Origin of the sequence: Sphingobium sp. SA916 (assembly GCF_002894065.1) — a bacterium.
Taxonomy (GTDB): Bacteria; Pseudomonadota; Alphaproteobacteria; order Sphingomonadales; family Sphingomonadaceae; genus Sphingobium; species Sphingobium fuliginis.
In genome coordinates this window covers 17191-29454 of record NZ_LXYF01000066.1, presented here as the reverse complement: position 1 = coordinate 29454, position 12264 = coordinate 17191, and the positions used below count along the sequence as shown (strand labels likewise).

Sequence of the window (12264 nt, the reverse complement as noted above, 5' to 3'; positions counted from 1 at the left end):
CCAAGGCCGCCGCATCGGCGCCCGCCGCCACGCCCGCCGCTGCTGCGCCCGCCGCTGGCCCCAGCCGCGCGCAGGAACGCGTCAAAATGACCCGCCTGCGCCAGACCGTCGCCAAGCGGCTCAAGGAAGCGCAGAACAACGCCGCGCTGCTGACCACCTATAACGACGTCGACATGACCAACGTTATCGAGGCGCGCGCCAAATACAAGGACCTGTTCGAGAAGAAGCATGGCGTCCGCCTGGGCTTCATGGGCTTCTTCACCAAGGCCGTCTGCATGGCGCTGCGCGATATTCCGGGCGTCAATGCGCAGATCGAAGGCGACGAGATCGTCTATAACGACTTCGCTGACATCTCGGTCGCCGTGTCGGCCCCGAACGGTCTGGTCGTGCCGGTGATCCGCAATGCCGAGAGCTTGAGCGTGGCCGAGATCGAGAAGACGATCGGCAGCTTCGGCAAGAAGGCCAAGGAAGGCACGCTGACCATGGAGGACATGAAGGGCGGCACCTTCACCATCTCCAATGGCGGCGTGTTCGGTTCGCTGTTGTCCAGCCCCATCATCAACCCGCCGCAGTCGGCGGTGCTGGGCCTCCACCGCATCGAGGATCGCCCGGTCGTCCGCGACGGTCAGATCGTCATCCGCCCGATGATGTATCTCGCGCTCAGCTATGACCATCGCCTGATCGACGGTCGCGAGGCAGTGACCTTCCTCGTCGCGGTGAAGAACGCGATCGAGGATCCGACCCGCCTGCTGATCGACCTGTAAAGATGTGACCCGTGCTCCTGCGGAAGCAGGAGCCCAGGGTGGAGACGCGCTACGCGAGCCGGCTATGTCTATCTTCTGGCCAACAGGCGCAACGGCACCCTATATCTGGGTGTCACCAGCGATCTGGCGGCCAGGGCATATCAACATCGCAAAGGCTTGATTGACGGTTTCACCAAGGACCATGATTGTAAGCTTTTGGTCTGGTTTGAGGCATATGACGATCTGCAGGAAGCGCGACATTGCGAACTGCGGATGAAGAAATGGAAACGCGCCTGGAAGATCGAGCTGATCGAACGCGATAATCCACAATGGCGGATTTGTTCGAAACGCTGTTCTGACGACGCCCTGGGCTCCCGCTTTCGCGGGAGCACGGCAATGGAGTGAGAAATGGCAGACTTCGATTATGATGTTCTGGTGATTGGCGCCGGTCCCGGCGGCTATGTCGCGGCGATCCGCGCGGCTCAGCTCGGCCTCAAGACCGCCTGCGCCGAAAGCCGCGAGACGCTGGGCGGCACCTGCCTCAATGTCGGTTGCATTCCGTCCAAGGCGCTGCTGCACGCTTCGGAACTGTATGAGGAAGCCGCCAATGGCGCCCTCGCCAAGCTGGGCGTGAAGATCGACAAGATGAGCCTCGATCTCGACACCATGCAGGGCCAGCGCAAGGAAGCGGTCAAGGGCCTGACCGGCGGCATCGAATATCTGTTCAAGAAGAACAAGGTCGACTGGTTGAAGGGTCTGGCGACCTTCACCGGCGCCAACACCGTTGAAGTCGCGGGCAAGACGGTGACGGCGAAGAACATCGTCATCGCCACCGGCTCCTCGGTCACGCCGCTTCCGGGCGTTGCGGTAGACAATGCGGGGGGCAGGATCGTCGATTCGACCGGCGCGCTGGAACTGGACAAGGTTCCCGGCCATCTGGTCGTCGTCGGCGGCGGCGTCATCGGGCTGGAACTGGGTTCGGTATGGCGTCGCGTCGGTGCGAAGGTCACGGTGGTCGAGTTCCTCGACCAGATCCTGCCGGGCATGGATGGCGAAGTCCGCAAGGAAGCGAACAAGATCTTCAAGAAGCAGGGCTTCGAATATAAGCTCGGCACCAAGGTCACGAGCGCGGAAGTCGGCAAGAAGGGCGTGACCCTGACCGTCGAGCCGGCCGCCGGCGGCGAGGCGGAGAAGATCGAGGCCGATGTGGTGCTGGTGTCGATCGGCCGTCGTCCGAACACGGAGGGGCTGGGTCTCGACAAGATCGGTCTGGAACTCAATGCCCGTGGCCAGATCGAGACCGATCATGACTTCGCGACCAAGGTTCCCGGCGTCTGGGCCATTGGCGATGTCATCCCCGGCCCGATGCTCGCGCACAAGGCCGAGGATGAAGGCATTGCCGTTGCCGAGAATATCGCGGGCCTGACCGGGATCGTGAACCATGACGTGATCCCGTCGGTGGTCTATACCAAGCCGGAGATCGCTGGCGTGGGCCTGACGGAAGAGGCCGCCAAGGAAAAGGGTGCGATCAAGGTCGGCAAATTCCCGATGCTGGCGAACAGCCGCGCCAAGACCAACCATGAGCCCGATGGCTTCGTGAAGATCATTGCCGATGCAGAAACCGACAAGGTGCTGGGCGTCTGGATCATCGCGACGGTTGCGGGCACGATGATCGCGCAGGCGGCGCAGGCGATGGAGTTCGGCGCTTCGAGCGAGGACATTGCCTATACCTGCCACGCGCATCCGACGCATAGCGAGGCGATCAAGGAAGCGGCCATGGCCGTGACGGGCAAGCCGATCCACATCTGATCGCGTCCCGCCCTTGGGAAAGAATGAGAAGGCCGTCCTTCGGGGCGGCCTTTTTCATGGCCTATTGACGATTGGAGCATTGCGTGGAGCTTGCCCCGATTGCGTTGAGGCACGCCCATTCTCGCGAAGGCAGGAATGCCGTTCCCAGGTCGGAACTGGGTTCCTGCCTTCGCAGGAACATATGTCGACCTGCAGGGAGCGGAGCAAATTCTATCCGCTCTGGGCCCGGGACCTTGGACCGTCGGCGCGCTTGTCAGGCACGGCAAGCGCCCGCCGCACGCAAACCCGGTTGCGGCCATGCGTCTTCGCTTCATAGAGCGCCGCATCCGCCCGCGCGATGGCATCGTGGATCGCGGCATCTCCGGGTTGGACGGCCGACAATCCGAAACTGGCGGTAAGGGGGCGCGAAAGGCCAAGCTGGCGAGCGACCTCCTGCGCGATGCTCTCCCGAATGTCATTGGCGACCGTGGCTGCCCGGGCCGCGTCGGCATCGGGGAGGAACAATATGAATTCCTCCCCGCCGAAGCGCGCCGTGATGGCCTCGGCAGGCGCGAATTGCACCAATATCCGCGCCAGTGTGACGATCACGCGATCGCCCAGCGCATGGCCATGGGCATCGTTGATCGACTTGAAATGGTCGATGTCGCAGACGATCAGGCTGCCCTGCGTCGGCAGTTTCCGCGCCCTCTGGCCGATGGCATCGTCGAATCCCCGGCGGTTGAGCAGGCCGGAGAGGGGGTCATGCAGCGCGTCGCGCTGATAGCGGGCGAGAAGGTCGAGCATGTTCGCCGCAAGCGCGGCCAGAGCCAGGAACAGGCCAAGGACGCAGGCAAGCGCCTGCATCAGGAAGGCATAGTCGCTGCTTAGGAAACTGCTCCCCGACAGGGTAAGGGGCACGGTGCTGCCGCGTATCAGATTGTCCAGCGCGACCAGCGTCGCCGCGCCGAACAATGTGCGGTCCGACCAGTTGTCGAGGCGATCCCTGCCGGCGATCAGCGGCAGGCCGATCAGCAGGAAGCAGCCGAAATCGGACGCGGCCAGTTCGAAGGGCAGATTGTCCAGCATGAGGGAAACGGCGCACAGCATCACGGACAGCGCCCAGATCGCGATCCGCACCCGCAGCAGCCAGTTGGGCCGCCACCGTTCCAGCAAAGCCTGGCTGAACAGCAGGAAGCCGCTGGCGAACAGCAGGTCCGCCAGGAAGCCCCAGAGGGGCGTCGGCACAAGGGCGAATCCCGCCGGCACGGCAAAGCCGCCCGCGACGCAGAAGAAGGCGGCGCTCCAATATCCCGCGGCGCGCACCCGCAGGGTCCAGACAAAGGCGAAAACCACGCCGAAGCTCGCCATCATGACGGGCAGGAAGAAGGCGAAATTCTCTCCCACGCTGCGTGCCTGTTCCTTCTATCGGTCGAAAGTCATGCGCGAGCCGGCGCGTCGTCCGTGTCGGGAGACCGGTAAAAGCCGATCCTTAACAAATACTTCCGGATCGGATGAGATGTTCATCCAATTTGGATGAACATGCGATGAGCGGGTCAGAAGCGGGGACGACGCTTGTCGCGGAAGGCCTGCACGCCCTCCTGAAAGTCGGGCAGGGTGAAGGCGTCCCGGAACATGGCCAGCGTTTCCGCGTCGTCGTCCGCCTGTCCATCCAGGATGCGGCGGACGATCGCCTTGGAAGAACGGATCGAATGCTGGGCATTGGCGGCCATGCGCCGAGCCAGTTCCACTGCTGCCTCCAGCGGGGCGGGGGCGATCTGGTCGATCAGGCCGATGGCGAGCGCATCCTCCGCATCATGGAGGGCGGCGGTGAACAGGATGCGCTTGGCCCGCGCCGGCCCCACCAGATCGACCAGCAGCCTGGTGTCGAACAGCGAATAGACGATCCCGAGCTTGGCCGGCGTGATGCCCAGCCGGGCGGAGGGGGAGGCGATCCGCAGGTCGCAGGCGATGGCCATGCCGCATCCGCCGCCGATCGCGTCCCCGTCTATGGCCGCGATCACTGGTTTTTCGGCATGGGCCAGGGCATATTGGGTGGCGCGGATCGCCGCCTGATTGGCGACGCGCCAATCCTCCTCGCCCGAATGACGCGCGAATTCGTGGATGTCCGCACCCGCGCAGAACAGGCCCGGTGCAGCCGATGTCAGGATCAGCACGCGGATCGCCTCGTCCGCCATCGCTTCCTGCACCAGTTGGGGCAATCGCTCCCACATCTCCTGATTCATGGCGTTGTGCTGCCGGGGGCGGTCGATCAGCAGCGTGGCGACGGCGCCATCGCGTTCCAGGCGAAGGGTCATGCCGGCCAGCCTTCGAGCAGCGGCACCAGCTCGTCAAAATGGTGGATGACGGCGTCGGCCTCCAGCGCCTCGACCGGCCCGTCGAGAAAGCCGAAGCTGACGGCGATGCTGGGGATGCCCGCATTGCGCGCCCCGGCGATGTCGTTGATCGTGTCGCCCAGGAAGATCGTCCGCCCGCCGCCCGCGCGCTCGATCATGGCGTGGATCGGCGCCGGGTCGGGCTTTGCGATGCCGACCGTGTCGCCGCCGACGACGCTGGCGAAACGGTCCGACAGACCGATCTGGTGCAGCAGGGGAATGGTGAAGCGCTCCGCCTTGTTGGTGCAGATGGCGAGCTTCACGCCCGCCTCCTCCAGCGCATCCATCGCCGCGATCAGGCCGGGATAGGGCAGCGAATGGATCGCCAGATTCTGCTCATAATAGTCCAGCAGGATCGGCAGCATCCTTTCCAGCATGGCGTCGTCATAGCCGCCCGAGGCGTCGAGCGCGCGCTGAAGCATCACCTTCGCCCCCTTGCCGACAAAGGGATGGATCGCCTCGACCGGAAAGGGCGGCCGCCCGTCGGTGGCGATGGCGTAGTTGACCGCAGCCGCCAGGTCGCCGCTGGTATCCAGCAGGGTGCCGTCAAGGTCGAAGCCGACAATGTCGAAGGGAATGGAAACCATGCCCGGCTCATGCCGCCTGGGTGGTGGCAAAGGCAAGTCAAACATGGCAGAGAGCGCTCAGATTCTTGGCCCTTTCGTGAAGGATGCCCCCGTGACCTCCAGCCGCCCCCCCGCTCGCCCCTTGGCCGTGATCATCCTTGCCGCCGGGCAGGGCACGCGCATGAAGTCGGCCAGACACAAGGTTCTGCACCCGATTGCGGGGCGGCCGATGCTGCTCCATCTGCTCGCCAGCGTGGCGGAGTTGCAGCCCGAGCGGCAGGTCGTGGTGGTCGGCGCTGGGCGGGACCAGGTGGAGAAGGCGGTGAAGGGCAGCGGCGCCGTCATCGCCGTGCAGGAACAGCAATTGGGCACCGGCCATGCCGTGGCGCAGGCCCATGACGCGCTGGCCGGTTTCGCGGGCGACATATTGATCCTCTATGGCGACGTGCCGCTGGTGCGCGCCGAAACGCTGCGCAGCATGCTGGACCGCCTGAACTGGGGCGACGAGCCGCGCGCCGTGGTCCTGGGCTTCCGGCCGGAAGACGCCGCCGCTTACGGCCGGATCATCGCCCGGGACCAGGGCGTGATCGAGAAGATGGTCGAATATAAGGACGCCAATGCGGAGGAGCGGGCGGTGACGCTCTGCAATTCCGGGCTGATGGCGGTGCGGTCGACCGATCTTTTCGTGCTGCTCGACAAGATCGGCAACGACAATGCGGCGGGCGAATATTATCTGCCCGACATCGTCATGCTGCCCGGCGCCCAAAGCGCGGTGATCGAGGCGGAGGCCTGGGAAGTGGCGGGCGTCAACAGCCGCGCCGAACTGGCGGGGGTGGAGGCCGTCTGGCAGGACCGCCGCCGGGCAGAGGCGATGCGGGAGGGCGCGACGCTGATCGCGCCGGAAACGGTGTTCTTCGCGCATGACACGCTGCTGGGCCGCGATGTGGTGATCGAGCCGCATGTCGTCTTCGGTCCGGGCGTCAGCGTGGCGGACGATGCGACGATCCACGCCTTTTCCCATCTGGAGGGCGCAGCCGTCGGCAAGGGCGCGGAAATCGGCCCCTATGCCCGGCTGCGTCCCGGCGCGAAAATCGGCGTCAAGGCCAAGGTCGGCAATTTCGTCGAGGTGAAGAAGGCCGAACTGGGCGAGGGCGCCAAGGCCAATCACCTGTCCTATATCGGGGACGCCAGCGTGGGCGCGGGCGCGAATATCGGCGCGGGCACCATCACCTGCAATTATGACGGCTTCTTCAAATATCGGACGGAAATCGGCGCGGGCGCCTTCATCGGCTCCAACAGCGCGCTGGTCGCGCCGGTGAAGATAGGCGACGGCGCGATCGTGGCGGCCGGCAGCGTCGTGACCCAGCCGGTGGAGGCCGACGCGCTATGCCTCGTCCGGCCGAAGCAGGAGGCGAAGCCCGGCTGGGCGGCCCGCTTCCGGGCGCGGATGCAGGCGCGCAAAGCCGCCAAGTGACGGGTCTTCTGCGGAGGCGGCGCTGGCTTGCGGCGCTGCTGCTCATCCTTCTGGCCGTGCCGGGCGGGGCGGTCTGGCTCTATGCCAATGCGCGGGCCATGCCGGTCGTGCGGCGGCTGGACGTTGCGCTGCCCTTTCCGGCGGATGCGCCGCGCCGCCCGGTGACGGTGGCGCTGCTGACCGACAGCCATTTGTCCGGTCCCGATAACAGTCCGGAGCGGATGGCGCGGATCGTCGCTCTGGTGAACGGCCTCAGGCCCGAGCTGATCGTGCTGGGCGGCGACTATATCGGGGACGACAAGGGCGGTGCGACCTATGATCCGGCGCAGAGCATCGCCCCCTTCGCCGCCTTGCGCGCCCCGCTGGGGGTGGTGGCGGTGCTGGGCAATCACGATGCGCGCAAGCATACGGGGATCAGCCGCCGGCAATGGGGCGATCTGTTCGGCCGGATCGGCATCCGCCTGCTCGACAATCAGGCGGTGCGGCGGGGACCGCTGGCCATTGGCGGACTGCGCGACATCTATACCGGGCGGCCCGATATTCCCGGGACGCTGGCGGCCATGCAGGCGCTGGGCGGCGCGCCGCTGATGCTGTCGCACGGGCCGGACGCCTTTCCGCTGCTGCCCGACCGGGCGATGCTGACGCTGGTCGGGCATACCCATTGCGGGCAGGTGGCCTTGCCCTTTGCGGGCATCGTCTATGTGCCCTCGCGCTATGGCACCCGCTATGCCTGCGGGGTGTATCGGGAAGGGCGGCGGACCATGGTGGTGTCCGCGGGGCTCGGCACCAGCGGCCTGCCGATCCGGATGCTGGCGCCCCCCGATGTCTGGCTGATTACAATTCATCCACGATGATGCGGTACCCCTGTCGCCCGCCGCATGATCGTGGCATAGGCGGCGTAAGCATAGAGTTTTCACGGCTTTGGGACTGACTATCCATGTGCGGTATCATCGGAATCATCGGCAAGGACGACGTGGCGGGACGGCTGGTCGAGGGCCTCAGGCGCCTGGAATATCGCGGCTATGACAGCGCGGGCGTCGCCACCGTCCATGACGGGCGGATCGACCGCCGCCGGGCCGAGGGGAAGCTCGCCAATCTGGTGAAGGAACTGGACGCCGCGCCCCTGCCGGGCACCACCGGCATCGCCCACACCCGCTGGGCCACCCATGGCGCGCCGACGACCAGCAACGCCCATCCCCACGCCACGAAGGAAGTGGCGATCGTCCACAACGGCATCATCGAGAATTTCAAGCCGCTGCGCGAGGAGCTGATGGCGCGGGGCCGCACCTTCGACAGCCAGACCGATACGGAGGTCGTCGCCCATCTGGTGAGCGAACTGGTGGAGCAGGGCGCGTCGCCCCGCGATGCCGTGGCGCAGGTTTTGCCGCGCCTGCATGGCGCCTTCGCACTCGCCATCCTGTTCCGCAGCCATCCGGAAATCCTCATCGGCGCGCGCTTGGGTTCGCCGCTGGTGGTGGGCTATGGAGACGGCGAGACCTATCTCGGCTCCGATGCTTTGGCACTGGCGCCGCTGACCCAGCGCATCGCCTATCTGGAGGAAGGCGACTGGGTCGTCATCACTCGCGACGGCGCGGAGATTTTCGACAAGGACAACAATCCGGTCGAACGTCCCGTCACCATTTCCGGCGTGACCGGCGAGCTGATCTCCAAGGGCAATCACCGCCACTATATGCTCAAGGAGATTTACGAGCAGCCGGTGGTCGTGGCCCAGACCCTGCGTTCCTATCTGCGCCGGATGGAGGATCAGGTGTCGCTGCCGATCCCCGATTTCGACCTCGGGACCATCCGCCGCGTCACCATCGTCGCCTGCGGCACCAGCTATTATGCGGGCATGGTCGCCAAATATTGGTTCGAGCAATTCGCCCGCGTGCCTGTCGACATCGATGTGGCGAGCGAGTTCCGCTACCGCGCCCCGGTGATGGAGGAGGGCGGCCTGATGATCGTTATCAGCCAGTCGGGCGAGACCGCCGATACGCTCGCCGCGCTCCGCCATGCGCGGGCCGAAGGGCAGAAGATCGCTGCCGTCGTCAACGTGCCGACCAGCACCATGGCGCGGGAGGCGGACCTGCTGCTGCCCACCAATGCCGGGCCGGAGATCGGCGTGGCGTCGACCAAGGCCTTCACCTGCCAGTTGGCGGTGCTGGCGGCGTTCGCGGCCAATCTCGCCCGCGCCAAGGGGCGGCTGGACGCGAAGGCGGAGAAGGAACTGGTCCGCCACCTGTCCGAAGCGCCCGCCGCGCTGAACGGGGCGCTGGCCTATGATGAATCGATCGAGGCGATGGCCCATCTGATCGCGGGCGCGCGCGACGTGCTCTATCTGGGGCGCGGGCCGGACTATCCGCTGGCGCTGGAAGGGGCGCTGAAGCTCAAGGAAATCAGCTATATCCATGCCGAGGGCTATGCCGCGGGCGAGATGAAGCATGGTCCCATCGCCTTGATCGACGACAAGGTGCCGGTGATCGTGCTGGCGCCCAGCGGGCCGCTGTTCGAGAAGACCGTCAGCAACATGCAGGAGGTGCAGGCGCGCGGCGGCAAGGTTGTGCTGATCTCCGACTATGATGGGGTGCAGGCGGCGGGCGAGGGCTGCATGGCGACGATCACCATGCCCAAGGTGCATCCGCTGATCGCGCCGATGGTCTATGCCGTGCCGGTGCAGTTACTGGCCTATCATGTCGCCGTCGCCAAGGGCACGGACGTCGACCAGCCAAGGAACCTCGCCAAGTCCGTCACCGTCGAGTGATAGATGGCTGGCGAGTGATTCACTGGCGAGTGAAGCGGTAGCGGTCCCGGATGCGGCGGTTGAAATAGCCGCCCTTGGACGTGGCGGCGCGCATGCCTTCCGCGACGTCCACAGGGACATCATGATAGCTGTAGCGCCGCCCGCCGACGAACTGCACGTCCAGCCGGCGCTGGGCGGCGTCATAGTCGAAGCGGGCGATGGCGGTCGACGGCATGGGGATGACAATGATCCGCGACGGGGGAGGTTGCGTGTCGGAGGGCGCCAGCCGTTGCCGGCCGAACCGGGCCGCTCTATCCTCTCGGGAATGATCGAGACGGAAAGACTGCGCCTTCGCCCCTACACGCTAGCTGATTTCGCGCCCTATTGCGCCATGTGGTCGGACATGGACCTGATGCGGCATATCGGCGGCGTAGCTCCTTCGCCGGAAGACGCCTGGAACCGCATCCTGCGTTATGAGGGGCACTGGTCCCTTCTGGGCTACGGCATTTTCGCGGTGATCGAAAAGGCCAGCGGCCGCTATGTCGGAGAGACCGGGCTGGCGGATTTCCATCGGGGCCTCGGCGATGATTTCGACAAGGCGGGGGAAGCGGCCTGGATTTTCTCATCCGAGGTACATGGCCGCGGCTACGCGTTCGAGGCCGCCCGCGCCGCGCATGACTGGTATGCGCGGCGCAAGGGTGCCGGCCGAACCGTCTGCCTCATCGATCCCGCCAACGACCCATCGCTCAGGCTTGCGGCCAGGTTGGGCTATGCGCCGTTCAGGGAGGCGGTCTACAAGGGGCGGACGGCCGTCATGCTCGAAAAATCGTCCGCATAGAGGCGACCCGGCGGAGAAGCTCAGCCGCCACCCGGCGCATTGTGCCCGCCCGCCGGCACCGGCCCGCCGCTCGGCGCATGGCTGTGGTCGGGATTGCTGTCCCAGTCGATATGATAGAGGTCGAACCGCCGGTCGCGCAGGTTGCGGACCGTACCCTCCGCCCGCGCCCAGCTCAGGTCCGCCAGGTTCACGTCGGCCATGGTCAGCGTCTCGACATTCTCCGTCGATTCCGCCGCGATCCCGTCCCGCGCGAAGGGCAGGTCGCAGGGCGTCAGGATCGCGCTCTGGGCATATTGGATGTCCATATTGTCGACATTGGGCAGGTTGCCGACATTGCCCGACATGACGACATAGCATTGATTCTCGATGGCGCGGGCCTGCGCGCAATAGCGCACGCGCATATAGCCCAGCCGCGAGTCGGTGCAGAAGGGGACGAAGATGATCCGCGCGCCCTGGTCCACCAGCCGCCGCGCCAGTTCCGGAAATTCGCTGTCATAGCAGATGAGCACGCCGATCGGCCCGCAGTCGGTCTGGATCACGTCCAGCGAGTCCCCGCCCTTGATGTTCCACCAGAAGGCTTCGTTGGGCGTGGGGTGGATCTTCTCCTGCGTGTGCAGCGAACCGTCGCGCAGGGCGACATAGGCGATATTCTGGATGTCGCCATCCTCTGCCCGCGTCGGGTGGGAGCCGCCGATGATGTTGATATTATATTCCAGCGCCATCCGCTCCAGTTCGCGGGTCAGGCGCGGGGTGTAGCCGGTCAGCCTGTCGATGGCCTCGATGGGGGAGAGCTTCTTCGTTTCGTAGGAGAGCAGCGGCAGGGTGAACAGTTCGGGAAAAACGATGAAGTCGGAACGGTAGTCGGCGGCGACATCGACGAAATATTCGATATTGCGGATGAACTCTTCGAAGTCCTTCACCGCGCGGGCCTGCAACTGACAGGTGGCTAGGCGGACGCTTTCCACGCCGCGCGGCACCCGCATTTCGGGCGCTTCGTCGGGGTCGACATAGGGGTTGCGCCATACCAGATGGGCGGCGTGTCCGTCGGACTGCTTGTCTTCGGGCAGGTAGTTTTCGAGGACGCCCAGCGGCTCGAACTGGTTCTTGAGCTGGAAGCTGATCACCTGATCGCGCAGCTTGCCGTGGACGACCTTGTCGAGATAATCCGCCGGGCCGTCGACGCGCCGCTTGGCGCGGGCATAGCCGGGCATGCGTCCGGCGATGACGATGCCGTGCAGGTCCAGTTCCTCGGCTAGTTCCTTGCGCTCGTCATAGAGGCGCTGGCCGATGCGCAGGCCGCGCAGCTTCGGGTCGACGGCCATTTCATAGCCGTACAGCCACTCGCCCGCCGCGCTGTGCCGCGTGCCGAAGCCGTTTGCCGTGATCTCCTCCCAGTCATGATGGGAAAAGGCCATCGCCTTGCTGACCCGCATGGTCGCGCAATAGCCAACGACCTTATTGTCGTAGAGCGCGACGAAGCAGCCATTGGGGAAATTGTTGATCTGCCCGCGCAGGGTGGCGAGCGAATAATTGGGCATGCCGGGATAGACCCGGGCGATCAGTCGCTGGATGCCGCGTACATCGGAAGGAACGGCGGCCCGGACCTCCAGGCGTTTCTTGGCTGTCGTCGTCATCGCTGATCTCCTGCCATGGAAAAGGCGGCGCCGATACACGGCGCCGCCTCGTTCCGTTTCCGTATTGAACCGCGGAAGGGCGGATCAG

Annotated in this window: 12 protein-coding genes; 7 read left to right on the top strand and 5 right to left on the bottom strand. The window is 65.3% G+C overall.

Annotation, left to right across the window (positions count from 1 at the left end; all coding sequences use genetic code 11):
• The 3 genes from sucB to lpdA all read left to right on the top strand — a co-directional run.
• Positions 1–764, top strand: a 764-nt coding sequence (gene sucB, locus A8G00_RS19710; RefSeq protein WP_103001487.1) for a dihydrolipoyllysine-residue succinyltransferase, incomplete at its 5' end; no start/stop codon positions are given.
• Between the two features lie 75 nt (positions 765–839).
• Positions 840–1148 carry a GIY-YIG nuclease family protein gene (locus A8G00_RS19705; RefSeq protein WP_099186335.1) on the top strand — a complete coding sequence of 103 codons (309 nt, stop codon included), beginning with the start codon at positions 840–842 and terminating at the stop codon, positions 1146–1148.
• A gap of 3 nt (positions 1149–1151) precedes the next feature.
• Positions 1152–2552 carry a dihydrolipoyl dehydrogenase gene (lpdA, locus tag A8G00_RS19700; protein WP_048576156.1) on the top strand — a complete coding sequence of 467 codons (1401 nt, stop codon included), beginning with the start codon at positions 1152–1154 and terminating at the stop codon, positions 2550–2552.
• A gap of 210 nt (positions 2553–2762) precedes the next feature.
• On the opposite strand, the gene A8G00_RS19695 is transcribed toward lpdA, so the two are convergent.
• From A8G00_RS19695 to A8G00_RS19685, 3 genes are all read right to left on the bottom strand, one after another.
• Complete coding sequence (locus tag A8G00_RS19695) at positions 2763–3935, bottom strand: diguanylate cyclase (RefSeq protein WP_103001486.1); 1173 nt, start codon at positions 3933–3935, stop codon at positions 2763–2765.
• A gap of 149 nt (positions 3936–4084) precedes the next feature.
• Positions 4085–4846 (bottom strand): enoyl-CoA hydratase/isomerase family protein, encoded by a 762-nt coding sequence (locus tag A8G00_RS19690; protein ID WP_103001485.1) that lies wholly within the window; start codon positions 4844–4846, stop codon positions 4085–4087.
• Positions 4843–5511, bottom strand: coding sequence for an HAD family hydrolase (locus A8G00_RS19685; protein ID WP_170825624.1), 669 nt, complete (start codon positions 5509–5511; stop codon positions 4843–4845). Before A8G00_RS19685 ends, A8G00_RS19690 begins: the two co-directional genes overlap by 4 nt.
• Positions 5512–5671: 160 nt before the next feature.
• Here A8G00_RS19685 and glmU point away from each other — a divergent pair, with 160 nt between their 5' ends.
• The 3 genes from glmU (at position 5672) to glmS (ending at position 9725) form a co-directional block, all read left to right on the top strand.
• The gene (glmU, locus tag A8G00_RS19680) at positions 5672–6964 is read left to right on the top strand and encodes a bifunctional UDP-N-acetylglucosamine diphosphorylase/glucosamine-1-phosphate N-acetyltransferase GlmU (RefSeq protein ID WP_253258039.1); all 1293 of its coding nucleotides are present in this window, start codon (positions 5672–5674) and stop codon (positions 6962–6964) included.
• Complete coding sequence (locus A8G00_RS19675) at positions 6961–7818, top strand: metallophosphoesterase (protein ID WP_048576186.1); 858 nt, start codon at positions 6961–6963, stop codon at positions 7816–7818. Before glmU ends, A8G00_RS19675 begins: the two co-directional genes overlap by 4 nt.
• Before the next feature lie 83 nt (positions 7819–7901).
• Entirely contained in the window at positions 7902–9725 is a 1824-nt protein-coding gene (glmS, locus tag A8G00_RS19670; protein ID WP_103001484.1) for a glutamine--fructose-6-phosphate transaminase (isomerizing), read from the top strand.
• Positions 9726–9744: 19 nt separating this feature from the next.
• Here glmS and A8G00_RS19665 read toward each other — a convergent pair whose 3' ends face one another.
• Positions 9745–9939 (bottom strand): KTSC domain-containing protein, encoded by a 195-nt coding sequence (locus A8G00_RS19665; protein WP_048576152.1) that lies wholly within the window; start codon positions 9937–9939, stop codon positions 9745–9747.
• A 90-nt stretch (positions 9940–10029) separates the two neighbouring features.
• On the opposite strand from A8G00_RS19665, the gene A8G00_RS19660 reads away from it, so the two are divergent.
• Positions 10030–10542: a GNAT family N-acetyltransferase gene (locus A8G00_RS19660; protein ID WP_103001483.1), complete on the top strand. Its 513-nt coding sequence runs from the start codon at positions 10030–10032 to the stop codon at positions 10540–10542.
• Positions 10543–10562: 20 nt separating this feature from the next.
• Here the strand turns inward: A8G00_RS19660 and A8G00_RS19655 are convergent, their stop codons facing one another.
• Positions 10563–12176, bottom strand: coding sequence for a bifunctional GNAT family N-acetyltransferase/carbon-nitrogen hydrolase family protein (locus tag A8G00_RS19655; protein ID WP_103001482.1), 1614 nt, complete (start codon positions 12174–12176; stop codon positions 10563–10565).
• Positions 12177–12264: the final 88 nt, after the last annotated feature.